The following is a 24873-nucleotide window of genomic DNA, read 5'->3' on the forward strand; positions in this document are numbered from 1 at the left end:
ACCCCCATGCGCACCGTGACAGCCGTCGCCCACCGCGGCGCCCCCTACCTCCACCGCGAGAACACGCTCGACTCCCTGCGAGCCGGACTCGGACTGGGTGCGGACGCCGTCGAGTTCGACGTCCGCACGACCCGCGACGGCGTGCCCGTCCTGCTCCACGACTCCACGCTGGACCGGTTGTGGAAGGTGGAACGGCCGCTGTCCGCGCTCTCCGCCGCGGAACTGAGCGGGCTGACGGCCGGCGGGGTACCGACGCTGGCGGACGCGCTGCTCGCCACCGGGGACAGCCGGGTGATGGTGGACCTGCCGGGCGCGGTGAACCGGCGGGCGGTGCGCCGGGTCCTGGACGTCGTCCGGGAGCACGAGGCCGAGGAGCGGGTCTACTACAGCGCCGACCCGCCCACCCTGCTGGCGGTCCGGGCCGCCGCCCCGACCGCCGAGCTGGCCCTCACCTGGAAGACCCTCGCCCCACCCCGTCCCGCCCTGCTCGACGCGGTCCGCCCCCGGTGGCTCAACTACCGCTTCGGCCTCGTCACCGGCCCCCTGGTGGACCGCGTCCACCGGGACGGCCACCTGCTGTCGGTCTGGACCCCGGACACCCGGCGCTCCATGCGCCGCCTGATGGAACTGGGCGTCGACTCGATCACCACCAACAGGGTGGACACGCTGTGCGCGCTGCGGCGGCAGCCGACGCACGGCGGTACGGGGGCCGAGTCCTCGCCCCCGTCACGGACCAGGCCGTAACGGGGGCGCCGCGGTCGGGGGGCGTCGAGCCGGGCGGTGGTGCGGCGGCGCGCCGCCGTCTGCACGGGGGAGAGACGGGGGTCTCTACGGGGAGGGTGCGGAGACGGCCACGACAGCAGTCGCTCCACCGCCGTCGTCCGTGCCTGCCGCCCCGCCGCCGTCCCAGCGGCCGGTGAGCGCCTCCAGCCGCTTGATCCGCTGCCGGACGACGTACAGCGGGATCACCCCGAGCACGCCGAACGACATGTCGATCACCGTCCACCAGAAGGGGATGCCCCGGATCGGCCCGCAGATCAGGGCCAGCGGGACGATCCCCGCGCAGGCGATCATGCCGAACTCGACGACCCAGACATTGCGGACCGGGTCACGGTAGGGGCCGTAGAAGCCCACCGCGATCACCAGGTGTGCGAAGGCCAGCCAGTCGGTGCCGTACAGGAGGAACGGGTACGCGGCGTCGGCCTCGTCGAGTCCCGCCCGTACGCGCCCGATCCATTCCATGAGCGCCGGCAGCAGGTCCCCGACGGACAGCGACCGCAGCAACTCCTCCGTCCACCGCAGCTCATGGACCAACGGGAACGCGGTGGCGCCGCTCAGCACCAGACAGACGACGAAGAAGACCAGCCACGCACGGATGCCCTTCAACAGGGCGGCTCTGTCGCTCATGTCGGGGAGCGTACGCCCCTCCTTGAACGTGTTCAAAAGCGGGGGCCCGGCAGTGACTGCCGGGCCCCTCGGGAACACGACCGGGCGTCAGCCGCCGGGGATCGAGCGGATCACGGCGAGGTCGAACTGCAGGCGCACCTTCTCGCTCACCATGGCCCCGCCCTCCGCGAGCCGCTGGTCATACGTGAGGCCCCATTCGGACCGGTTGATGGTGGTCGTCCCGTCGAAACCCACCCGCTCGTATCCGAACGGGTCCAGCACGTGCCCTATATAGGTGAGTTCGAGATCCACGGGACGGGTGACATTCTTGATCGTGAGTTCTCCGGCCATGCGGTAGACATCGTTGCCCACCGGGCGGACCGCGGTACTCACGAAACGCATACGCGGATAAGCCGCGGCATCCAGGAAGTCGCGGCCCATGAGATGGGCGTCGCGTTGTTGCACCCCGGTGTCGACGGACGCGGTGGACAGAACGATCTCGGCCCGTGAACGCGCCGGATCACGACCGTCGAAGTAGAGCCGGCTCTGGTATTCGGTGAACGCCCCGCGCACGGTCGTCACCAGGGCGTGCCGGACGGAGAAGCCGATACGGCTGTGCGCCGCGTCGATCATCCACTCGCCGGTCAGCAGGGCCAGGCCGGGGTCGGACGGGCCGGTGGAAGGGAATGCCCGCGACTCGTGGGGGAGTTGCGAGGCCGTGGGGGATGCCGGGCGGCGCAGGGACGCAGCACGGGTGAACAGGTTCATGGTTCACGTAATTACGGCACGACGGAATACGCCGCAACCCTTCGACAGTCGATCCGTCGCGTCCGCATCGGCGTCGAAAGGCCGATAAAACGCCACCGCACGACGCACGGTCGCACGATCTCCACACCATCGTCACGCATTATGCGCGACCCTGCCGGCCTCGCGGTGACCGAAATGGGAGACGTCGGCATCATTTTCGCCGGCCGAGCATCCGGGCATGGGCGCGGATACACCGGAAAGGCCCTCAAGCCCCACAATTCCGCACTCCGCCGCGCGAACTCCCGGCGTTCGGCGGAGGTGACGGACCGCGCGACGGCGCGGGGCGTTGCCGGCTCCGTCGGGGAGGATCAGAAAGCGCCCTCTCGGCCGGAGTCGGCGCCGATACGGACGGCCGCCCCGCCGGCTCGGCCGGGTGCCGGTGCTACACGGGCGAGCCCTGCGGACGCCAAGCCACCGCCCGCCCGACGGCGGGCCGACCCGCCCCGGGCTACGCCGGACTCCCCCCGCGTCAGGGAAGACGGCCCGACGGGCCGCGCGTCGTGCGCGCGGCCCGTCGGCCGGAGCCTCAGCCCGGCGGCGTCAGCCCGACCACGTCGGCCCAGCGACGTCAGCCCAGCGACGTCATGACGTGCTTGATCCGCGTGTAGTCGTCGAACCCGTAGCCCGAGAGGTCCTTGCCGTACCCGGACTTCTTGAACCCGCCGTGCGGCATCTCCGCGACCAGCGGGATGTGCGTGTTGATCCACACACAGCCGAAGTCCAGCGCCTTGGACATCCGCATCGCACGCGCGTGGTCCTTCGTCCACACCGACGACGCGAGCGCGTACTCGACACCGTTCGCCCAGGTCACGGCCTGCGCCTCGTCCGAGAACGACTGCACCGTGATGACCGGTCCGAAGACCTCGTTCTGGATGATCTCGTCGTCCTGCCGCAGCCCGGAGACGACGGTCGGCGCGTAGAAGTACCCCTTGTCGCCGACCCGCTGACCGCCGGCCTCGACCTTGGCGTGGGCCGGCAGCCGCTCGATGAACCCGGAGACCTGCTTGAGCTGGTTGGGGTTGTTGAGCGGGCCGAACAGCACGTCCTCGTCGTCCGGCTGTCCGGTCTTCGTCTCGGCGGCGGCCTTCGCCAGCGCGGCCACGAACTCGTCGTGGATCGACTCCTGCACCAGCACGCGGGTGGCGGCCGTGCAGTCCTGTCCGGCGTTGAAGAAGCCGGCCACGGAGATGTCCTCGACGGCCTTGGCGATGTCGGTGTCGGAGAAGACGACGACCGGCGCCTTGCCACCCAGCTCCAGGTGGACGCGCTTGACGTCCTTGGCCGCGGACTCGGCGACGGACATGCCGGCCCGTACGGACCCGGTGATGGACGCCATCGCCGGGACCGGGTGCTCGACCATCAGCCGGCCGGTGTCACGGTCGCCCGTGATCACGTTGAAGACGCCCTTCGGCAGAATCGCGCCGATGATCTCCGCCATGAGGACGGTGGAGGCCGGCGTGGTGTCCGACGGCTTCAGCACGACCGTGTTGCCGGCGGCGATCGCCGGCGCGAACTTCCACACGGCCATCATCATCGGGTAGTTCCACGGCGCGACCTGGGCACAGACGCCGACCGGCTCACGGCGGACGATCGAGGTCATCCCCTCCATGTACTCGCCGGCCGACCGGCCCTCCAGCATCCGCGCGGCGCCCGCGAAGAACCGGATCTGGTCCACCATCGGCGGGATCTCCTCGGAGCGGGTCAGCCCGATCGGCTTGCCCGTGTTCTCGACCTCCGCCGCGATGAGTTCCTCGGCCCGCTCCTCGAACGCGTCGGCGATCTTCAGCAGGGCCTTCTGGCGCTCGGCGGGTGTGGTGTCGCGCCAGGCCGGGAACGCGGCCTCGGCGGCGGCCATCGCCGCGTCGACGTCGGCCTGACCGGACAGGGGCGCGGTCGCGTAGGCCTCGCCCGTCGCGGGGTTGACCACCTCGGTGGTCCGTCCGTCGACGGCGTCACGGAATTCCCCGTCAACGTAGTTTCGTAGCGTACGCAGTCGACCCAGCTCGGTGCTCACTGCCGGCCCTCCAGATGTGGGTGTCCATTCCTTGAGACACCACCCTAATCGGCTGACCCACGTTTTCAACACCCCCGACCCGCCACTTGCTGCGAAATCCGCAAGCTACGGCCCCGTAAACAACGAATTTCATCGATCCAGCCTTGCGGAACTGTCGAGACGTCGTGCACAGTGACCCCGTGGCCAGTCGAAGCTCAGACCAGAAGGACTCCAGGGAGCCCAGGAACGGCACTCCGCAACTGGACGCCGTCTCCCTCGCCATCGTCGAACAGCTGCAGGAGGACGGCAGACGGCCGTACGCCGCGATCGGCAAGGCCGTCGGCCTGTCCGAGGCGGCCGTGCGCCAGCGCGTCCAGAAGCTGCTCGACCAGGGCGTGATGCAGATCGTCGCCGTCACGGACCCGCTCACCGTGGGCTTCCGGCGGCAGGCGATGCTCGGCATCAACGTCGACGGCGACCTGGACCCCGTGGCGGACGCGCTGACGGCCATGCCGGAGGTCGAGTACATCGTGATCACCGCCGGGTCCTTCGACCTGATGGCGGAGGTCGTCTGCGAGGACGACGACCACCTGCTGGAGGTCATCAACAAGCGCATCCGGACACTGCCCGGCGTCCGTTCCACCGAGAGCTTCGTCTACCTCAAGCTCAAGAAGCAGACCTACATGTGGGGAACCCGATAACCGTGAGGACGCGATACCCGTGAGCCCCAAGGATCTCAGCCAGACCGCGTACGACCACCTGTGGATGCACTTCACCCGCATGTCCTCGTACGAGAACGCCCCGGTACCCACCATCGTCCGGGGCGAGGGCACGTACATCTACGACGACAAGGGCAGGCGCTACCTCGACGGTCTCGCCGGTCTCTTCGTCGTCCAGGCGGGCCACGGCCGCACCGAGCTGGCGGAGACCGCGTTCAAGCAGGCGCAGGAGCTGGCGTTCTTCCCGGTGTGGTCCTACGCCCACCCGAAGGCCGTCGAGCTGGCGGAACGCATCGCCTCCTACGCTCCCGGCGACCTGAACAAGGTCTTCTTCACCACCGGCGGCGGCGAGGCGGTCGAGACCGCCTGGAAGCTCGCCAAGCAGTACTTCAAGCTGCAGGGCAAGCCGACCAAGTACAAGGTCATCTCCCGCGCGGTCGCCTACCACGGCACCCCGCAGGGCGCCCTGTCCATCACCGGCCTGCCGGCCCTGAAGGCCCCCTTCGAGCCGCTGGTGCCGGGCGCGCACAAGGTCCCCAACACCAACATCTACCGCGCCCCGATCTTCGGCGACGACCCCGAGGCCTTCGGCCGCTGGGCCGCCGACCAGATCGAGCAGCAGATCCTCTTCGAGGGCCCCGAGACGGTCGCGGCCGTCTTCCTGGAGCCGGTGCAGAACGCGGGCGGCTGTTTCCCGCCGCCGCCCGGCTACTTCCAGCGGGTCCGCGAGATCTGCGACCAGTACGACGTGCTGCTGGTGTCGGACGAGGTCATCTGCGCCTTCGGCCGGCTCGGCACGATGTTCGCCTGCGACAAGTTCGGCTACGTCCCGGACATGATCACCTGCGCCAAGGGCATGACCTCGGGCTACTCGCCGATCGGCGCCTGCGTCGTCTCGGACCGGATAGCCGAGCCGTTCTACAAGGGTGACAACACCTTCCTGCACGGCTACACCTTCGGCGGCCACCCGGTCTCCGCGGCCGTCGGCGTCGCCAACCTCGACCTGTTCGAGCGCGAGGGCCTCAACCAGCACGTCCTCGACAACGAGGGGGCGTTCCGCTCCACGCTGGAGAAGCTCCACGACCTGCCGATCGTCGGCGACGTCCGCGGCAACGGCTTCTTCTACGGGATCGAGCTGGTCAAGGACAAGGCGACGAAGGAGAGCTTCGACGAGGACGAGACCGAGCGGATCCTCTACGGCTTCCTGTCGAAGAAGCTGTTCGAGAACGGCCTCTACTGCCGGGCCGACGACCGCGGCGACCCGGTCATCCAGCTCGCGCCGCCGCTGATCTCCGACCAGTCGACCTTCGACGAGATCGAGCAGATCCTGCGCGCGACGCTCACGGAGGCGTGGACGCTGCTGTAGGCCCCGGCGGGCCGGCGCCGACGGGCGCACGGCCCACCGACGTCACGCGCCCGCCGAACGGCCCGGGACACCCCCGTACGAGTGAGATGGGGGTGTCCCGGGCCGTGTGCTGTCCGGCCTGTGCCGCCCCGACTCCCTAGCGTGCCCCTGTAACCGATCGGCCCTGCCTTCGTTCCCCGGACGGGGGGCTCCCCCGGCAATCCTGATCCGAACCGAGGTGTACGCCCATGGTGGCCCCGCCGGACAACGACGTGCTCTGGGCACGCGGTCTGACCCACGCGCACGACGGCTCGCCCGCCCTGCACAGCGTGTCGCTGGGTGTCCGGGAGGGCGAGATCCTCGCCGTCACCGGCCCGCGCGGCAGCGGGAAGACCACGCTCCTGCGGTGCCTGTCCGGCCAGCTGCGGGTGCAGCGCGGGGAGGTCTGGTTCAACAGCGTCCCCGTGCACACCATGGGTCCGCTCGCCCGGGAGCGGCTGCGTCTGGACCGCTTCGCCTGGATCGACCCCGAGCCGGTCCTGGTCCCCGAGCTGAACGCCTGGGAGAACACCGCCCTGCCGCTGATGCTGCGCGGCACCGGCCGCCGGGCCGCCAAGGCCGCGGCCCTGGAGTGGCTGGAGCGCCTCGACATCCGCGACGCGGCCCGCAAACGGCCGCACGCCCTCCTCCAGTCCGAGCGTCAGCGGGTGGTCGTGGCCCGGGCCCTGGTCTCCGGCCCCACAGTGCTCTTCGCCGACGAGCCGACCGCCGCGCTGCACCGCGCCGAACACGGTCACGTCCTGCGCACCCTCACCACGGCCGCCCGCTCGCACGACATCACGGTCGTCCTGGCCACCCACGACCCCGGGACGGCCGCCCTCGCGGACCGCACGCTGACCCTGCTGGACGGCCGCCGGGTGAACACCGTCCATCTGCCCCCGACCCCGAAGGCCGAGGGCAGCCGCCGCCGACCGGCCCGACGGACACCCCGGCCCGATGCCGACGCCGGTCGGGCCCCGGCCCCGGCCCCGGCGGTCGAACGGGACCACCGGGCCGCCGTCGAAGTGGCGGGTGAGGCCGATGCTCAGGAGGTCGGGGTGGCGGAAACTCTGCAGGCAGGTAGCGCCGTGGCCCGGCAGGAAGGCGGGGCCGCGGCCGGACAGGCAGGTGAAGCTGTGGTCCCGCAGGCGGACGAGACGACGGCCCGACGAGGAGGCAAGGCCATGACCCGACAGGCGGGCGGAGCCACCGCCCGACGGGCCGACGATGCCGGGGCACGACAAGCGGACGAGACGGCGGCCCGGCAGGGAAGCGAGGCCGTCACCCGACAGACGGGCGAGGCCACCACCCGACAGGCCGGCGACGCCGGGGCACGACAAGCGGACGAGACGGCGGCCCGGCAGGGAAGCGAGGCCGTCACCCGACAGACGGGCGAGGCCACCACCCGACAGGCCGGCGACGCCGGGGCACGACAAGCGGACGAGACGGCGGCCCGGCAGGGAAGCGAGGCCGTCACCCGACAGACGGGCGAAGCCGTCGGCCAGCAGGCAGGCGGGCCCTCGGCGCCCTCGGCCGAAGGGGCCCCGCCAGGCGGCCCGGACGCGAAGGAGCGGGCCGCGGCCGACGGGGAAGGCCGGGCCGCGTGCTCGCTCTCCGCCTAGCCCGCCGGGCCCACCCCGTCGTCCAGCTCCGCCGGCTCCTGGTCGCCGCGGCCGCCGGCGGCACGGGATTCCTGCTGCTCTGCGCCCTCGGGCACGCCATGACCCACCCGCACGCCCAGGCCGGTTCGGTGCTGCGGCTGGCCTGGTGCCTCGCACCCGCCGCGGCGACCGTGTACTTCGCCGTGACGGTGGCCCGCACCGACCCCGGCACCCGGCCCCGCCCAGGGCTGTCCGCGATCGGCCTCGGCCCGGGCCGGCTGATGGCCGTCTCGGCGGTCACCACGGCCCTGTCCACCGTGCTCGGCTCGCTCCTCGCCCTGCTGTTCTTCCTCCACCTGCGCGGCGACCTCACCGGCATGCCCTTCGACGGCGCCGCCGCCGACGTCCTCGCCGCCGGGCACCCCCTGCCCCTCCCGGCGGCCCTCACCCTCCTCGCCCTGGTACCGGCCGCCGCCTCCGTCGCGACCGCCCTCGTCCTGCGCCCGGCGTACACCGGCGCCCGCCCCACCGGCCTCCGGACGCGTTTCATGGCGTACGACACCTTCGCCATCGGCCGGCGCGCCGCCTCCCCGGCGGGCGCAACCCGGTACGAGGAGGAGCCCGGCGACGCGGAGGACGCGCCCACGGCCCCCCGGCGACCGGCCGAACCGACCGCCCCGCGCCCCGCCCCCGGCGGCCTCCCCTGGGGCATCACCGTGCTCGCCGTCGGCCTCGCCGTCGAGATGTACGCGGGGCGGTCCGGCGACGGCTCCGGACTCTCCCTCCCCGGCGGCTTCGCGGACAGCCCCGCCGGTGTGCTCGGGGGCTGGATGCTCACCGCGGTGGGGCTGGTCCTCACCGGGCCCGGGCTCACCCACCTCACCGGGCGCCTCCTCCAGTCGATCCGCCCCGGCGCACTGCGCCTCCTGTCCGGGCGCGTGCTCCAGGAAGAGGCGCGCCGCATCGGGCGCCCGCTCGGAGTGGTGTGCGCGGTGGCATCCGGGGCGTACGCCATGGTGACGCTGTCCTCCGGCGTACGCCCCGCGGTCGGGCCGCTCACCACGCTGGGCGCGCTCGTGGTGGCCGGCTGTGCCGTGCTCACCCTCGCGACGGCCGCCGTGGAGGCCCGCAGGGCGCGCGCGGACACCACGGCCGCGCTGGTCCGGCTGGGGGCGCCGAGCGCCCTGCCCCGGCAGGCGGCCCTGCTCCGCGCGGGGGCCCTGCTCACCGTGTTCGGCCCCCTGACCTGGACGGTCGCCCAGCTGGCCGCGCTCCCGCTGGCCGCCTGAAAACTCGTACGAAAAAAGTCCCCACGCGCCGATGAATTCCGCGGGGGTCCCCGGTCTACCCCTGCGAACGGACCGACACCGACGGAAGAGAACGAGCCATGTACCAGCAGATGATCTTCATCAACCTCCCCGTGAACGACCTCGACGCCTCGAAGAAGTTCTTCACGGAGCTGGGGTACACGCTCAACCCCCAGTTCAGCGACGAGAACGCGGCCTCGGTCGTGATCAGCGACACCATCGTGGCGATGCTGCTCACCAAGCCGTTCTACTCGTCCTTCACCAAGAAGGAGATCGCGGACGCCACCCGCACCAGCGAGGTGATGCTCTGTCTGAGCGCCGAGAGCCGCGAGAAGGTGGACGAGCTGGTCGAGAAGGCGGTCGCCGCCGGCGGCACCGCGTCGGAGAAGGTCCAGGAGATGGACTTCATGTACGGCCGCGCCTTCGACGACCTCGACGGCCACACCTGGGAGGTCGTCTGGATGGACCCGGCCGCGGTCCAGGGCTGACCACGCCTCGCCACCGTCCTGGACACTGTCCACAGGCCCCGGCCCGCCCCGGCGCGGCGGCCTAGCATGGGCGCGTGCAGACGATGCCCGCCCACGCGGCCCACCACGACGACCACGAGATCGAGACGATCGAGGAGTTCGACGCGATCGTCTCGGCACGTGGCACCCTCTCCGGATTCCGCGTCCAGGCCGTCGACCTGACGGACCGTACGCGCGAGCTGCTCCACACCGGCACGGCCGGAGCCGTCTTCCTAGGCTGCCCGATGCGCGAGGAGGCCGCGGCGAAGGTCCGCACCGACGGTGCCCTGGTCTTCCCGCCCGTCCCCGGCCTGCCGTTCGACCCGTACCGGGGCCTGCTCTACTCCCCCGACGAGTTGTTCGCGTCCCTGGCGGACGACGGCTACGAGGCCACGCCCGACGCGCTCGCGTACGCCTGGTTCCAGCGCACCAAGGCGGACCGGGACGTCTACGCCTCCCTGCTGCGCGCCGTCCACGACGACTCCGTCTCGGACGCCCTCGACGAACTCCTGTCCGGCGCCCGGGTGGTGGGTGTGATGGGCGGCCACGCGATGGCGCGCGGCACGGAGGCGTACGAGGGCGCCGCCCGGCTCGGCCGCACCCTGGCCCGCTCGGGTCTCACCGTCGCCACCGGCGGCGGTCCGGGCGCGATGGAGGCCGCGAACCTGGGCGCCTACGCGGCCCCGTACGACGACGAGATGCTCGCCGAGTCCCTGCGACTCCTGGCGAAGGCACCGAAGTTCACGCCCTCCGTCACCGCGTGGGCGGGCGCCGCGTTCGAGGTACGGGCCCACTGGCCGAGGGGCGGCACCTCCGTCGGCATCCCCACCTGGTTCTACGGCCACGAGCCGCCGAACCCCTTCGCGTCGCACATCGCCAAGTACTTCGCCAACGCCACCCGCGAGGACGGTCTCCTGGCCCGCTCCACCGCCGGCATAGTCTTCCTGCCCGGCGCAGCCGGAACCGTCCAGGAGGTCTTCGACAACGCGACCCCCAACTACTACGAGTCGCGCGGCGAACCGACCCCCATGGTCCTCGTCGACCGTGCCCACTGGACGGAGCGGCTGCCGGCCTGGCCGTTGCTCCGGTCACTGGCCCGAGGGCGCTCGATGGAGGACCGGATCGCGTTGGTGGACACGATCGAGGAGGCCCCGGACGCGCTGGCGCGTCTCGGCGCGTGACGGTGTGAGGGAACGGCATGAGGGCGTGGCGCGAGGACGTACGGCGCTTCATCGCGGCCGAAGCCGGCCGCTCAAACAGTTCTTCGGATTGACAGTACTTACGGCGCGCTTATAAACCTGTGAGGCACATGGGGAAGCCGCCCCTCCGGCGGCCCTCCGTCACCCCCACTCCCCTGTGCTTCCCGTGAAGGGCAAAAGTGTCCATATCTCTCCGTACCGCGCGAACTTCGCGCTATGTCGGTGTTGCTTTCGCGTCCGCCGCGCTGGTGTTCGGCGCCGCGGGCAACGCCATGGCCTGCAGCATCAAGGACTTCTCCGCCGTCGCCGAGTGCGAAGGTGACAAGGGCGTCATCCGCGTGACCGACGTGGACCCCCTGGGCGTCGATGCCGAGGTCACCGTCTATCTGGAGAACAACGGGGCCGACCTGCGCCAGGTGGGCAGCAGGACGATCGAGGACTCCACCGCCGACGGTGTCACCATCACCTTCGAGGAGAACTGGGAGCCCAAGGCCGAGTACCGCATCCACATCACGGCGGAGAACTACGTCGACGCGGACATCAAGCCGAACCTGATCGCCCCCGCCAAGGCCTGCGGGGCCGGGGCGGACACCCCGCCGGCCGCCTCGAAGGACCGGGGCAAGCCCGCGGAGGACAAGGGCGAGAACAAGGGCAACGGCAAGGGCAACGGCAGGAACGGGGACGAGGACGAGCCCTCCGAGACCAGGACGTCCCCCACGCCGTCCGCGTCCGAGGGCATCACCCCTGCCGGCTCGAACGACAACAACGTCCCCTCCCCGGAGGGCGACTCCAGCCTCACCGAGACCGGCGGCGGCGCCAACCTCGCCGAGACCGGGGCCGACTCGAACACCGGCCCGATCGCCGGTGCCGCGGCGGCCCTGGTCGCCCTCGGCGCCGGGGCCGTGTACTACAGCATGCGGCGGCGTGGGGCCTCCACACGCTGATCACCGCTTGTCGGGGCTGTGGCCCGTGTCCCTCCGCGAGGGACACGGGCCACACGCTCGTCCGGGGCGGCTCCTCAACTCGCGCAGCTACGCGGTCGGGCCGGCCCCCAGCACGACGATCTCGGCCGCGTCGAAGCCCACGCCCACCCGGGCCCCGGGCTCCGGCGCGTCCCGCAGCGCGCACGCCGCCTCCAGGCGCGGCGCGCCCTCGGGCTGGAGGTGCACGGTGACATGGGTGCCCCGGAAGGTGCGCGCGGCGACCGTGCAGGGCAAGCCGTCGGCCGCGCCGACCAGGCGCACCCCCGCGGGCCTCACGAGCAGCGCGCACGCCCCCTGCGGCGATCCCTCCGGCACCGGCACCTTGCCCCATGCCGTGTCGGCGGCCGCCCCGGTCACGGTGGCCTCCACCACGTTGTCGAAGCCGAGGAAACGGGCCACGAACTCGTCCACCGGCCGCTGCCACACGTCGAGCGGCGTCCCGGACTGGGCGATCCGCCCGTCCCGCATCACCACGACCCGGTCGGCCAGCGCGAACGCCTCACCCTGGTCATGGGTGACCGCCAGCACGGTCGTCCCCAACTCCGCAAACAGCTCCCGCAGTTCGACGACCAGCCGTTCCCGCAACGACCGGTCCAACTGGCCGAGGGGCTCGTCGAGCATCAGCAGCCGGGGGCGCGGGGCGAGGGCCCGGGCCAGCGCGACGCGCTGCTGCTCGCCGCCGGACAGCTCCCCGACCGGCCGCCGGGCCGCTCCGGGCAGTCCGACCAGCTCCAGCAACTCCCTTACCCGTTCCGCCCGTTCGGCCTTGGCCGCACCATGCATCCGGGGGCCGAAGGCGACGTTTCCGGCCACGTCCCGTTGCGGGAAGAGCTGATGGTCCTGGAACATCAGACCGACACCGCGCTTGTGCGCGGGCACGCCCGCCTGGTCGTTCCCGGCGAGCAGCACCCGCCCGCCGTCGAGCGGCTGGAGACCGGCGACCACCCGCAGCAGCGTCGACTTGCCGCTGCCGCTGGGCCCGAGCACGCACACGATCTCGTGCTCGGCGACCTCCAGATCGACGGCGTCGAGCACGGGCCGCCCGTCGAACCGTACGGTCGTCTTCTCCAGCCCGAGCAGCATCAGAACTCCCCCGTGCGATCGGTGCGCAGGCGTTCCAGCACCAGCAGGGCCACCGCGCACACCACCATCAGAATCGTCGAAAGGGCCATCGCCTGGCCGTAGTTGAGGTCACCGGGGCGGCCGAGCAGCCGGGCCACGGCGACCGGGAGCGTGGGATTGTCGGCGCGTGCGATGAACACGGTCGCCCCGAACTCCCCGAGCGAGACGGCGAAGGCGAACCCGGCCGCGATCAGCAGGGCCCGCCGCACCATCGGCAGGTCGACCTCGCGCCACACCCGCCACGGCGAGGCACCGAGCACGGCCGCCGCCTCCCGCAGCCGTTCGTCCACCGCCCGCAGCACGGGGAGCATGATCCGCACGACGAACGGAACGCCCACCAGGGCCTGGGCCAGCGGCACCAGGATCCAGGACGACCTCAGGTCCAGCGGCGGCTCGTCCAGCGCGATCAGGAATCCGAAGCCGACGGTCACCGCGGACACCCCGAGCGGCAGCATGAGCAGCGCGTCGAAGCCCCGGACGAGTCGGCCCGCCCGCCTGGTGAGCGCGGCGGCGGCGAGGCCGCCGACCAGCAGGGCGATTCCGGTCGCGGCGAGCGCGTACTGGAGCGAGTTGCCGATCGCCTCGATCGGAGCGACCAGGAAGATCCCGCTGTCGTCCCTGGTCAGGGCCTTGTAGTAGCCGAATCCGGGCGCGTCGAGGGACCTTGCCACCAGCACGCCCAGCGGCAGCAGGATCAGCACGACGACGGTGCCGAGCACCCCGCCGAGCAGCGCCCACTGCCCTGCTCCGCGCGGATGCCGGGCCGTGAGCGAGGGGTCGACCAGCCGCAGCGCGCTCTCCCGCCGCCGTACGGTCCACGCGTGCACGGCGAGGATCAGCCCCACGGCGACGAACTGCACGAGGGTCAGCACGGCGGCCGCCGACAGGTCGAAGATCTCCGAGGTCTGCCGGTAGATCTCCACTTCGAGCGTCGAGAAGGTCGGCCCGCCGAGGATCTGCACGACCCCGAAGGAGGTGAACGTGAAGAGGAAGACCATCAGCGCGGCGGCGGCCACGGCGGGCCCGAGCGCCGGGAGCGTCACCCTGCGCCAGGCCGCCAGGGGGGACGCTCCGAGCATCCGCGCGGCCTCCTCCTGCCGCGGGTCCAGCTGCGACCACAGACCGCCCACGGTCCTGACGACGACCGCGTAGTTGAAGAAGACGTGCGCGAGCAGGATCGCCCAGACCGTGGTGTCCAGCCGTACGCCCCACAGCTCGTCGAGCAGCCCGCCCCGCCCGACCAGGGCCAGGAACGCCGTGCCGACGACCACGGTCGGCAGCACGAACGGCACGGTCACGACCGCCCGCAGCACGTCCTTGCCCCGGAAGTCGAAGCGTGCGAACACATACGCGCCGGGCAGCGCGATCAGCAGGGTGAGCGCGGTCGAGACGAGCGCCTGCCAGGTGGTGAACCACAGCACGTGCCGGATCCCGGAGTCCCCCAGCACCTCCCCGATCCGCCCGAGGTCCCAGCCGCCGCCGGTCTTCAGCCCCCGGGCGACGATCGCGGCGACGGGGTAGGCGAAGAACAGCCCGAAGAACGCGACGGGCAGGGCCATCAGCCCGAGCCGCGCCGCGCTCCCCCCACTCCTCGCGCTCCCCCTGCGCGCCTCCCGCCGGGGCTCGGCCGCCGCCGGCCCGGGAGGCTCCTTCCCTACTTCAGTACGAGCGAGGTCCATGACTTGACCCACTCGTCACGCTTCTCGGCGATCTTCGCCGGCGCCATGGTCTCCGGGTCCTTCGCGGCCGGTCCGTACTCGGTGAACTCCGCGGGCACGGAGGCACCCTCGACGACCGGGTACACGAACATGTTGAGCGGCATGTCCTCCTGGAACCTCTTGGAGATCAGGAAGTCGATGAGCGCCTTGCCGCCCTCGGCGTTCCGCGCGTTGCTCAGCAGTCCCGCGAACTCGGTCTGCCGGAAGCAGGTGCCGGTGGCGACCCCGGTGGGCGCGGTCTCGGGACGCGGCTCGGCGTAGATGACCTCGGCGGGCGGCGAGGAGGCGTAGGACACGACGAGGGGCCGGTCGCCCCCCGCCTTCCTGCCGTCCGTCGACCCGGAGAACTCCTGGTAGTACGCCTGCTCCCAGCCGTCCACGACCTTGACGCCGTTGGCCTTGAGCTTCTTCCAGTAGCCCTCCCATCCCCCGTCGCCGTACTTCGCGGCCGTGCCGAGGACGAACCCGAGGCCCGGCGAGGAGGTGGAGGCGTTCTCGGTGACGAGGAGGTTCTTGTACTGGGGCTTGATCAGGTCGTCGAACGTCTGCGGCGGCTCGATCTTCTTCTTGCTGAAGTACGCCTTGTCGTAGTTGACGCAGATGTCACCGGTATCGATGGGCGTGACCCGGTGCTCGGCCTTGTCCAGCTGGTACTCGGCACCGACCTTGCCGAGCCCCTTGGCCTCGTACGGCTGGAAGAGGCCGTTGTCGAGCGCGCGGGACAGCAGGGTGTTGTCGACGCCGAAGAAGACGTCGCCCTGCGGGTTGTCCTTGGTCAGGATGGCCTGGTTGACGGCCTGGCCCGCGTCCCCGCTCTTGAGGACCTTGACCTTGTAGCCGGACTCCTTCTCGAACGCCTTCAGCACGTCCTTGGAGTAGGTGAAGGAGCCGTGGCTGACGAGCGTGACGGTCTTGGAGCCGGCCCCCGACCCGGCGTCGTCGGAGGACGACGACCCGCACGCGGACAGCGTGACGAGCCCGAGGCCGACGGCCGCGGCGACAACTGTTCTGATGTGCACTGATGTCCTCCTGGAAGTGACCAGGAAGAGACGCGGCCCTGCCCGGGATCCACGGCGGATCCCGGGCAGGGCGCAACAGCTCGAGTGAAGACCGAACTTCCTACCCAGAATGACCTGGGCGAGGTTCAGAGGGTCTGCGGCCCGCTTGCCGCACTCTCAGCGCTGTGGCGCTCCCCTGTCGGAATATGAAGATGTGTACGTGGTCAGACTACCCCGTGGCCGGTTCACGACTCCTGCCGGTGGCCACGAACCGCCCTGGCCCCCGGCTCCCTCACCGGTCTACCGCTCGGTGGCCGCCAGCTGCCCGCACGCACCGTCGATCTCCTGCCCCCGGGTGTCCCGGACGGTCACCGGCACCCCGTGGCCGGCGATGGCCTCGACGAACGCCTTCTCGTCCTCGGGCCGGGAGGCGGTCCACTTGGACCCCGGAGTGGGGTTCAGCGGGATCAGGTTCACGTGCACCGGCTTGCCCTTGAGCAGCCGGCCCAGCCGGTCACCGCGCCACGCCTGGTCGTTGATGTCCCGGATCAGCGCGTACTCGATCGACAGCCGGCGTCCGGACCTGGCCGTGTACTCCCACCCGGCGTCGAGGACCTCACGCACCTTCCACCGCGTGTTCACGGGGACGAGGGTGTCGCGCAGTTCGTCGTCCGGCGCGTGCAGGGAGATGGCGAGCCGGCACTTGAACCCCTCGTCGGCGAACCGGTGGATGGCGGGCACCAGCCCCACGGTCGACACGGTGATCCCGCGCTGCGACAGCCCCAGCCCGTCCGGCTCCGGATCGGTGAGCCGGCGGATGGCGCCGACGACCCGGTTGTAGTTGGCGAGCGGCTCGCCCATCCCCATGAAGACGATGTTGGACAGCCGGGCGGGCCCGCCGGGGATCTCACCGTCCCTGAGCGCCCTCATCCCGTCCACGATCTGGTGGACGATCTCGGCGGTGGACAGATTCCGGTCGAGCCCGGCCTGTCCGGTCGCGCAGAACGGGCAGTTCATCCCGCACCCGGCCTGCGAGCTGATGCACATCGTCACCCGGTCCGGGTACCGCATCAGGACCGACTCGACGAGCGTCCCGTCGAACAGCCGCCACAGCGTCTTGCGCGTGGTGTCCTGGTCGGTCGACAGATGCCGCACGACCGTCATCAGCTCGGGAAGCAGCGCCTCCCGCAGCTTCGCGCGCGCGCCCGCGGGGATGTCGGTCCACTGCTCCGGGTCGTGCGCGTACCGCGCGAAGTAGTGCTGAGAGAGCTGCTTGGCGCGAAACGGCTTCTCCCCGATCGCGGCGACAGCCTCCTTCCGCTCGGCAGGCGAAAGATCGGCAAGATGCCGCGGCGGCTTCTTGGCTCCGCGGGGGGCGACGAATGTGAGTTCTCCGGGCTTCGGCATAACCCACCCAGTGTCGCAGATCCACAGGAGTGACCCGGCGCGCCGGGTACGGTCCGCGGAGCGGCGCCCGGCTGCGGGCAGCAGGCGTGCCTGCGGCCCGGGGTGGGCCGCAGGCACGAGGGTGCGGTCAGGAGCTGACCGCGTACCTCTCCGAGCACTTCGAGAAGTCGCCCTTCACCACACACACCCACATCGTGTACCCGGTGTCCTCGGGCAGGTCGCCCGTGACGGTCACCGCGTAGGGGGAGGCGTGGCCGCGTGTGGTCGCGACGCGGCCGGTGCTGAGGTGGGCCTCGATGCCGTAGCCGTCCGCGAGGACGTCGTAGGCGCCCAGGGCGTCACCCGGCTCACCGCCGCGGGGGTCCTTCTGCCAGGTGGCGTTCCCCGCCGACTCACCCCAGCTGTTGTTCCTGACCGAGATGACGGCGTCACCCGAGGAGTTCGTCGAGTAGCCGAAGCTGAAGCTGTCGGCGGCCGCCGCCGTGCCCGCCCCGCCGAGCACCGTCGCGGTCGCGACGGCCAGCGACGCGGCGAGCGCGCCGAGCCGCGCTTTCGTAGAGGTGCTCATGATCAGGCCTTGACGCCGATCTTCGAGGAGCACTTCGAGAAGGAGCCCTTCACCACGCACACCCACATCTGCCAGGTGGTGTTCTCGGTGAGGTTGCCGGAGGTCTCGTCGGAGTAGTTGGCGCTGTGCCCGCGCGTGGTCGCGATGCGGCCGTCGCTGAGGTGGGCCTCGATGCCGTACCCGTCCGGCAGGATGTCGTCGGCGATCAGGGTGTCACCGGTGGAGCCCCCGCTGGGGTCGGCCCGCCAGATGCCGTGCCCCGCGGTCTCGTGCCACGTGTTGTTGTTGACGGTGATGACGTAGTCCTTGGAACCGCTGATGTCGGCGTAGCCGAAGCTGAAGCTGTCCTCTGCGGCCGCCGGGCCCGCCCCGGCCACCATCGTGGTGGCCACCACGGCCAGCGCTCCCGCGAACGCTCCGGCCCTGGCCTGCATACGTGTCCGCATCTGTGCCCTCCCGTTGTGTTGCTGCACTTGATCTTGGGACTCGCACATCCTGCAATGCTCAGGCCAGAACTTTGAGGGCATTTTCAGTCACCTGCGGCGAGAAGCGTCCGGACACGGACGAGGCCCGCTGTCTCTCGGACAGCGGGCCTCGTCGGGCGACTCACATCGGCGACGTACGAGATCGCGAACGGCAGGGTCAGCCGGACCCCACGAACAGCACCAGCAGCAGCCAGACCACCGGAGCCGTCGGCAGGAGGGAGTCCAGGCGGTCCATGATGCCGCCGTGGCCCGGCAGCAGCGTGCCCATGTCCTTGATGCCGAGGTCCCGCTTGATCATGGACTCGCCGAGGTCGCCCAGCGTGGCGCTGGCCGCGACGGCGAGGCCGAGCAGCAGACCCTGCCACCAGGCTCCGCCGTCGATGACGAACTCCATGAGCAGCGCGCCCGCCACCATGGCGAAGGCGATCGCGCCGAGCAGCCCCTCGCGGGTCTTGCCGGGGCTGATGCGCGGCGCCAGCTTGTGCGTGCCGAAGCGCCAGCCGACGGCGTACGCGCCCGTGTCGCTGACGACGGTCAGCAGCAGGAACACCATGACCCGCTGCGCCCCGTCGTCGGCGGTGAGCATCAGCGCGACGAACGTGGCCAGGAACGGCACGTAGAAGGCCGCGAAGACCCCCGCCGTGACGTCCTTGAGGTAGTTCTCCGGCGGTTCCGTCATCCGCCAGACGAGGACGGCCAGCGCGGTGAGCGCCATGGCCACCCAGGCGCCCTCGGGACCGCGGACGTACCCGGCGACGACCATGGCGGCCCCGCCGACCGCGAGCGGGACGAGGGGCGCCTTGATGCCCTTGCGTTCCTGCAGGCGTGAGGTGAGCTCCCACAGCCCCACCACGACGGCGACCGCTATCACGCCGACGAAGGCCGCCTTGACGATGAACAGCGACGCGACGATGACCACGCCGAGGCCGACGCCGACTCCTATGGCGGCGCCCAGGTCTCGGCCCGCGCTCTTCTTCGGCGGGGCGGGCTGCGGGGCGTCGGGCATGGGCTCCGGCTTCTGCGGCGCCTCCCCATAGGGGTGCGCCGACGGCGTCTCGTCACGGAACAGGGGGCCGACCTGCCGAGCCGCCCCCCGGTCGTCGTCCTGGTTCCCGCCCTGCGCGGGTACGTCGGGCACGATGGGCATGGGCTGAGTCTGCATCGGATGCCGGCTCTCGGCCGCATCGTACGGGGGACCCGCCGGGGCATGCCCCTGGACAGGTCCCCGGTCGGTCGGCGCCCAGTACCCGGCTGGTGGCGGCGCTCCCCAGGAAGAGTCGTTCATCAGACCTCGAGGAGCTCCGCTTCCTTGTGCTTGAGCAGCTCGTCCACCTGGGCGACGTACTTCGCCGTGGTGTCGTCGAGCTCCTTCTCCGCACGACGGCCCTCGTCCTCGCCGACCTCGCCGTCCTTGACGAGCTTGTCGATCGCGTCCTTGGCCTTGCGGCGGACCGCGCGGATGGACACCTTGGAGTCCTCCGCCTTGCTCCTGGCGACCTTGATGTAGTCGCGCCGGCGCTCCTCGGTCAGCTCGGGGAACACCACCCGGATGATGTTGCCGTCGTTGCTCGGGTTGACGCCGAGGTCCGAGTCACGGATCGCCTGCTCGATGTTGCGCAGAGCGGTCTTGTCGAACGGGGTCACCACGGCCATGCGCGGCTCCGGCACCGAGAACGAGGCCAGCTGGTTGATCGGCGTCAGCGCACCGTAGTAGTCGGCCACGATCTTGTTGAACATCGCCGGGTGCGCACGACCGGTGCGGATCGCGGCGAAGTCGTCCTTGGCGACGACGACGGCCTTCTCCATCTTCTCCTCGGCCTCGAGGAGGGTCTCTTCGATCACCACTTGCTCCTGCGTGTCTTGAGTAGGCCCGGCAGCCGCACTTGGTCGGGTCGGCGGCCGGCTGCGTCGCGTCTTGTTCCTGCACGGTTCCCGACCGGCAGGACATTGTCCATCCCCCGGTCAGGCTCCGTCCCCCGGGCAGGGGAAGGCCCCGGTCAGGCCCGGCTTCCCTGATCACCCACGAGAGTGCCGATCTTCTCACCCTTGACGGCCCGCGCGATATTGCCCTCCTTGAGAAGCTCGAACACGAGGATCGGGAGCTTGTTGTCGCGGCAGAGCGTGATCGCGGTGGCGTCGGCGACCTTCAGTTCGCGGGTGATGACCTCGCCGTAGCCGAGGGAGTCGAACTTGACCGCGTCCGGGTTGGTCTTGGGGTCGGAGTCGTAGACCCCGTCCACGCCGTTCTTGCCCATCAGCAGCGCCTCGGCGTCGATCTCCAGGGCGCGCTGGGCGGCGGTGGTGTCGGTGGAGAAGTAGGGCATGCCCATACCGGCGCCGAAGATCACCACACGGCCCTTCTCCAGGTGGCGCACGGCGCGCAGCGGGATGTACGGCTCGGCGACCTGGCCCATGGTGATGGCGGTCTGGACGCGGCTGTCGATGCCCTCCTTCTCCAGGAAGTCCTGGAGGGCGAGGCAGTTCATGACCGTGCCGAGCATGCCCATGTAGTCGGAGCGGGCCCGGTCCATGCCGCGCTGCTGCAGTTCGGCGCCGCGGAAGAAGTTTCCGCCGCCGATGACGACCGCGATCTCCGCGCCGTCACGGACGACGGCCGCGATCTCACGGGCGATCGCGTGCACCACGTCGGGGTCGACGCCGAGGCCACCGCCCCCGGAGAACGCCTCTCCGGACAGTTTCAGCATGAACCGTCCGCGGTCCGCTTTGCGTACGTCGCTCTTCTCGGGCTTGGTGGTCATGGAGATCTCGCCTCTTCACGTGTCGCACATACGAAGAAGGCCACTGCCGGTGGGGTGGTGTTCGCATCCCATGCTCGGCAATGGCCTCCTCGTCAGATCTGCTGTCGTCCGTATCGCGTCACGCGCGCACGGGGCGGCGTACGCGAACGACTGCACTCGACCCTATCGGGGCCGGGTGCCCGTCGCGCAACGGACTCAGATGCCGACCTTGATGCGCGTGAAGCGCTTCAGGGTGACACCGGCCTCGTCCAGGACCTTCTGGACCGACTTCTTGTTGTCCAGCGCGTACGGCTGGCCGAGCAGCGTGGCGTCCTTGAAGAAGCCGTTGAGGCGACCCTCGACGATCTTCGGCAGGGCGGCCTCGGGCTTGCCCTCGGCGCGGGTGGTCTCCTCGGCGACGCGGCGCTCGGACTCGACGACCTCGGCCGGCACGTCCTCCTTGGAGAGGTACTTCGGCGCGAAGGCGGCGATGTGCTGGGCGACGCCCTTGGCGACGGCGGCGTCGGCCTTGTCCAGCTCGACCAGGACACCGATCTGCGGGGGCAGGTCGGGCATGGTGCGGTGCATGTAGGCGAAGACGAAACCGTCGGCGTACTGCGCGAAGCGGTCGAGGACGATCTTCTCGCCGAGGTTGGCGTTGGCCTCGTCGACGTACGCCTGGACGGTCTTGCCGGCCTCGATCTCGGAGGCGAGCAGGGTCTCCAGGTCGGCCGGGGAGGTCTTGGCGACGTGCTCGGCGATCGCGGAGGCGGCGGCCTGGAACTTCTCGCCCTTGGCGACGAAGTCCGTCTCGCACTTCAGCTCGACCAGGACACCGGAGGTGTTGTCGTCGGCGATGAGGGAGACCACGGCGCCGTTCTCGGCGGAGCGGCCCTCGCGCTTGGCGACGCCCTTCTGGCCCTTGATGCGCAGGGCCTCGACGGCCTTGTCGACGCTGCCCTCGGCCTCGTCCAGGGCCTTCTTGCAGTCCATCATGCCGGCGCCGGTGAGCTCACGGAGCTTCTTGACGTCGGCGGCGGTGTAGTTCGCCATGATCTGTGAATCTCTTCTCGGAGTTCGAAGTCTCGAAGTCGGCGTCCGCCGCCGCTCGTAGGGCGGGCGCCCGCCGAAGATCTACGGGCTGTGGGTGAACGGCGGGTGGCGCGCTCGGCGCCACCCGCCGTCGTCCCTGCAGCGCTACGACCGTGAAGGTCAGGCCTGCTCGGCGTCCGCGGCCGGAGCCTCGGCGGCGGCCGGGGCCTCCTCGGCGGCGGGAGCCTCGGCGGCGGTCTCGGCCGGAGCCTCAGCCTCGGCAGGGGCCTCGGCGGCAGCCGGAGCCTCGGCGGTCGGAGCCTCGTCGGCCTTCTTCTCGCCCTCGAGCAGGTCGCGCTCCCACGCGGCCAGCGGCTCGCCGGCGGCCTTGTCGCCCTTGCCCTCGGTGGCGACACGGGAGCGGGAGATGAGGCCCTCGGCGACCGCGTCGGCGATCACACGGGTGAGCAGCGTGACGGAGCGGATCGCGTCGTCGTTGCCGGGGATCTTGTAGTCGACCTCGTCGGGGTCGCAGTTGGTGTCGAGGATGGCGACGACCGGGATGTTGAGCTTCCGGGCCTCGCCGACCGCGATGTGCTCCTTCTTGGTGTCCACGATCCAGACGGCGCTGGGCACCTTCTGCATCTCGCGGATACCACCGAGGGTCTTCTCCAGCTTGGCCTTCTCGCGCGAGAGCACGAGAAGCTCCTTCTTGGTGAGACCCGACGCGGCGACGTCCTCGAAGTCGATCTGCTCGAGCTCCTTGAGGCGCTGCAGACGCTTGTAGACGGTCGAGAAGTTGGTGAGCATGCCGCCCAGCCAGCGCTGGTTGACGTAGGGCATGCCGACGCGGGTCGCCTGCTCGGCGATCGCCTCCTGCGCCTGCTTCTTCGTGCCGACGAACATGACCGTGCCGCCGTGGGCGACGGTCTCCTTGACGAACTCGTAGGCGCGGTCGATGTACGACAGCGACTGGAGCAGGTCGATGATGTAGATGCCGTTGCGCTCGGTGAAGATGAAGCGCTTCATCTTCGGGTTCCAGCGACGGGTCTGGTGACCGAAGTGGACGCCGCTCTCCAGCAGCTCCCGCATCGTGACGACGGCCATGGCCGTTCTCCTTGATTTGCTCGGTTGTGCCGCGGGAACCGGACGGCTCCCGCGCCTGACGCCCGCGTTGCGCCGTTGCCACGAAGGACCGAGGGGCGCTGATACGGACCACAGACGGGCCTCGTACCGGGGCGTGCGAAGTCGACCCGGTGACCCGGATCGCCACCAGAAGTGTACGGGACCCGCGAGGCCCCGGGTGACGCCGATATCCACAACCGGCCGGTGGTCCACAGATCCCGGCCATGATCGCCCGTCGCACGGGACGCTTCCTCCATGTCCGACGAGATGACGCACGAGACGAACGGCAGGATGAGCGGCAGGACGAACGACAGTTCGAGCTGCGAGACGAGCCGGGCGCGGTCGGTCCGCGGGCCCACGCGGGTGTGGCCCGCCCTGCTGCTCTGCCTGACGACGGCCCTCCTGGCCACGGCCTGGACGACGGCGCCGCGTGCCGCCCTGTCGCCACGTGCCGCCCCGGCGCCGCCGGTCCCCGGGGAGCCCGTGCCCGTGATCGGCCGCGCCTGGCCGGTGGGCCTGCGTCCCCCGGTGGTCCGGGCCTGGGAACCGCCGCCCACCCCCTACGCGCGGGGCCACCGAGGCGTCGATCTGTCCGCCCCGGCGGGCTCCCCGGTACGGACGGTGGCGGCGGGCCGGGTCGCCTTCGCGGGGCGGGTGGCGGGCCGGGGCGTCGTCACGGTCGAACTGACGGGCACCGGCGACCCGCCCCTGCGCACGACCTACGAACCGGTCCGGGCCTCGGTGAGGAAGGGCGCCGAGGTGAGCGCGGGCGCCCTCCTCGGAACCCTGGAACCGGCTCCCTCCCACTGCCCGACGGCCTGCCTCCACTGGGGCCTGCGCAGAGCCGAGACCTACTTGGACCCCTTGTCGCTGATGCCCCCGTGGCTGCTGCACCGGGGCCCGTCCCGCCTCCTGCCGGTACCCCGGTAGGGCCGCCCTGCAGCCTGCACCCGCGGCCTGCGGCCCGCGATCGGTGGCGACGGGGCGACGGGGCGGCGGGGCGGCGGGGCGGCGGGGCGGCGGGGCGGCGGGGCGGCGGGGCGGCGGGGCGGCGGGCCATTAAGCGCCCTCGGCTGCGGGAAGCGATGCACCCCGCCCGGCTGCCCGGCGGTCACGGCCGCCCAGGCCTGCGCACAGGGGGCGCCGGAGAGCGCGCCGCATCGCGGGGTTCAGCCCCGCACACCCCGCAGAGCCATCCCCACGGCCGCCTCGGTGATCGCGGAGGGGTCCTCGGCGGCCCCCAGTTCGATACGCCGCACAGCCGCGTCCACGACCCCCTGCAACAGCATCGCGGCCAGCCGGGGCTCCTGCTGCCCGAGCGCCGCGAGCGCCTCCACGATCATCGCAACGAGCCCGCCGTGCGCGGCCCGGATCTTCTCCCGCGCCCCGGCGTCCAGCTCGCTCGCCGAGATCGCCACGACCGCGCGGTGCCGCCGGTCCCCGACCAGCTCCAACTGCTTGCGGACGTACGCCTCGACCTTGCCCTCGGGCCGCTCGGCACGGGCCATCGCCGCCTCGACCTCCGCCGCCCAGACGGGAAAGTCGGCCGCACACAGTTCCTCGACCACGGCGGCCCGTGACCGGAAGTACTCGTACACGGAGGACCGCGCCAGTCCCGTGCGCTCGGCGAGCGCAGGGAACGTCAGCGCCTCCGTGCCGCCCTCGGACAGCAGGCTGCGTGCCGCGTCCAGCAGGGCGGCTCGCTGCATCGACCGGTGCTCGGCCACGGAGGCCGCTCGAATCCTTGGCACATCGACCACTCTACGGACGGACCGCCCCCCACGGGAGGGCCTGC

Annotated in this window: 23 protein-coding genes and 1 pseudogene; 9 read left to right on the plus strand and 15 right to left on the minus strand. The window is 71.1% G+C overall.

Going from position 1 to position 24873, the window contains the following annotated elements:
• Positions 1-6 precede the first annotated feature (6 nt).
• Positions 7-744, plus strand: coding sequence for a glycerophosphodiester phosphodiesterase (locus tag SCAB_RS12195; protein ID WP_013000373.1), 738 nt, complete (start codon positions 7-9; stop codon positions 742-744).
• 84 nt (positions 745-828) lie between these two features.
• On the opposite strand, the gene SCAB_RS12200 is transcribed toward SCAB_RS12195, so the two are convergent.
• The 3 genes from SCAB_RS12200 to SCAB_RS12210 form a co-directional block, all read right to left on the minus strand.
• Positions 829-1407, minus strand: coding sequence for a hypothetical protein (locus SCAB_RS12200; protein WP_046774242.1), 579 nt, complete (start codon positions 1405-1407; stop codon positions 829-831).
• An 87-nt stretch (positions 1408-1494) separates the two neighbouring features.
• On the minus strand, positions 1495-2154 hold the full coding sequence (locus tag SCAB_RS12205; protein WP_037728251.1) for a YceI family protein: 660 nt from the start codon (positions 2152-2154) through the stop codon (positions 1495-1497).
• 607 nt (positions 2155-2761) lie between these two features.
• Positions 2762-4207 carry a gamma-aminobutyraldehyde dehydrogenase gene (locus SCAB_RS12210; RefSeq protein ID WP_013000376.1) on the minus strand — a complete coding sequence of 482 codons (1446 nt, stop codon included), beginning with the start codon at positions 4205-4207 and terminating at the stop codon, positions 2762-2764.
• 164 nt (positions 4208-4371) lie between these two features.
• On the opposite strand from SCAB_RS12210, the gene SCAB_RS12215 reads away from it, so the two are divergent.
• The 7 genes and pseudogenes from SCAB_RS12215 (at position 4372) to SCAB_RS12245 (ending at position 11846) form a co-directional block, all read left to right on the plus strand.
• A complete protein-coding gene (locus tag SCAB_RS12215; RefSeq protein WP_013000377.1) occupies positions 4372-4887 on the plus strand; it encodes an Lrp/AsnC family transcriptional regulator in 516 nt (171 codons plus the stop codon).
• A gap of 19 nt (positions 4888-4906) precedes the next feature.
• Positions 4907-6271, plus strand: coding sequence for an aspartate aminotransferase family protein (locus tag SCAB_RS12220; RefSeq protein WP_013000378.1), 1365 nt, complete (start codon positions 4907-4909; stop codon positions 6269-6271).
• A 227-nt stretch (positions 6272-6498) separates the two neighbouring features.
• Positions 6499-7209 (plus strand): annotated as a pseudogene (locus tag SCAB_RS12225) (ABC transporter ATP-binding protein); the annotation flags it as partial.
• A 683-nt stretch (positions 7210-7892) separates the two neighbouring features.
• The gene (locus SCAB_RS12230; RefSeq protein WP_013000380.1) at positions 7893-9179 is read left to right on the plus strand and encodes a hypothetical protein; all 1287 of its coding nucleotides are present in this window, start codon (positions 7893-7895) and stop codon (positions 9177-9179) included.
• A gap of 98 nt (positions 9180-9277) precedes the next feature.
• A complete protein-coding gene (locus SCAB_RS12235; protein ID WP_013000381.1) occupies positions 9278-9685 on the plus strand; it encodes a VOC family protein in 408 nt (135 codons plus the stop codon).
• A gap of 74 nt (positions 9686-9759) precedes the next feature.
• On the plus strand, positions 9760-10884 hold the full coding sequence (locus tag SCAB_RS12240; protein ID WP_013000382.1) for an LOG family protein: 1125 nt from the start codon (positions 9760-9762) through the stop codon (positions 10882-10884).
• Between the two features lie 197 nt (positions 10885-11081).
• The gene (locus SCAB_RS12245; protein WP_013000383.1) at positions 11082-11846 is read left to right on the plus strand and encodes an LAETG motif-containing sortase-dependent surface protein; all 765 of its coding nucleotides are present in this window, start codon (positions 11082-11084) and stop codon (positions 11844-11846) included.
• An 87-nt stretch (positions 11847-11933) separates the two neighbouring features.
• On the opposite strand, the gene SCAB_RS12250 is transcribed toward SCAB_RS12245, so the two are convergent.
• From SCAB_RS12250 to rpsB, 11 genes are all read right to left on the minus strand, one after another.
• Entirely contained in the window at positions 11934-12968 is a 1035-nt protein-coding gene (locus tag SCAB_RS12250) for an ABC transporter ATP-binding protein (protein ID WP_013000384.1), read from the minus strand.
• Positions 12968-14686, minus strand: coding sequence for an ABC transporter permease (locus tag SCAB_RS12255; RefSeq protein ID WP_374195340.1), 1719 nt, complete (start codon positions 14684-14686; stop codon positions 12968-12970). The genes SCAB_RS12250 and SCAB_RS12255 overlap by 1 nt, the downstream gene beginning before the upstream one ends.
• Entirely contained in the window at positions 14662-15744 is a 1083-nt protein-coding gene (locus SCAB_RS12260) for a thiamine ABC transporter substrate-binding protein (protein ID WP_013000386.1), read from the minus strand. Before SCAB_RS12260 ends, SCAB_RS12255 begins: the two co-directional genes overlap by 25 nt.
• Positions 15745-16023: 279 nt before the next feature.
• Complete coding sequence (gene rlmN / locus SCAB_RS12265; protein ID WP_013000387.1) at positions 16024-17130, minus strand: 23S rRNA (adenine(2503)-C(2))-methyltransferase RlmN; 1107 nt, start codon at positions 17128-17130, stop codon at positions 16024-16026.
• Between the two features lie 127 nt (positions 17131-17257).
• Positions 17258-17698 (minus strand): hypothetical protein, encoded by a 441-nt coding sequence (locus SCAB_RS12270; RefSeq protein ID WP_013000388.1) that lies wholly within the window; start codon positions 17696-17698, stop codon positions 17258-17260.
• A 2-nt stretch (positions 17699-17700) separates the two neighbouring features.
• Complete coding sequence (locus SCAB_RS12275) at positions 17701-18144, minus strand: hypothetical protein (protein ID WP_037724687.1); 444 nt, start codon at positions 18142-18144, stop codon at positions 17701-17703.
• A 196-nt stretch (positions 18145-18340) separates the two neighbouring features.
• Complete coding sequence (locus SCAB_RS12280) at positions 18341-19468, minus strand: phosphatidate cytidylyltransferase (RefSeq protein WP_086022858.1); 1128 nt, start codon at positions 19466-19468, stop codon at positions 18341-18343.
• Positions 19468-20025, minus strand: coding sequence for a ribosome recycling factor (frr, locus tag SCAB_RS12285; RefSeq protein ID WP_037696051.1), 558 nt, complete (start codon positions 20023-20025; stop codon positions 19468-19470). The genes SCAB_RS12280 and frr overlap by 1 nt, the downstream gene beginning before the upstream one ends.
• Positions 20026-20180: 155 nt before the next feature.
• Entirely contained in the window at positions 20181-20942 is a 762-nt protein-coding gene (gene pyrH, locus SCAB_RS12290) for a UMP kinase (RefSeq protein WP_013000392.1), read from the minus strand.
• A gap of 195 nt (positions 20943-21137) precedes the next feature.
• Positions 21138-21974 carry a translation elongation factor Ts gene (gene tsf / locus SCAB_RS12295; protein WP_013000393.1) on the minus strand — a complete coding sequence of 279 codons (837 nt, stop codon included), beginning with the start codon at positions 21972-21974 and terminating at the stop codon, positions 21138-21140.
• 159 nt (positions 21975-22133) lie between these two features.
• Entirely contained in the window at positions 22134-23060 is a 927-nt protein-coding gene (rpsB, locus tag SCAB_RS12300; protein ID WP_013000394.1) for a 30S ribosomal protein S2, read from the minus strand.
• 273 nt (positions 23061-23333) lie between these two features.
• On the opposite strand from rpsB, the gene SCAB_RS12305 reads away from it, so the two are divergent.
• Entirely contained in the window at positions 23334-24008 is a 675-nt protein-coding gene (locus SCAB_RS12305) for a murein hydrolase activator EnvC family protein (protein ID WP_013000395.1), read from the plus strand.
• A 239-nt stretch (positions 24009-24247) separates the two neighbouring features.
• Here SCAB_RS12305 and SCAB_RS12310 read toward each other — a convergent pair whose 3' ends face one another.
• Complete coding sequence (locus SCAB_RS12310; protein WP_041669114.1) at positions 24248-24805, minus strand: TetR/AcrR family transcriptional regulator; 558 nt, start codon at positions 24803-24805, stop codon at positions 24248-24250.
• Between the last annotated feature and the right edge of the window lie 68 nt (positions 24806-24873).

The sequence above is a fragment of the Streptomyces scabiei 87.22 genome (assembly GCF_000091305.1).
Lineage (GTDB): Bacteria > Actinomycetota > Actinomycetes > Streptomycetales > Streptomycetaceae > Streptomyces > Streptomyces scabiei.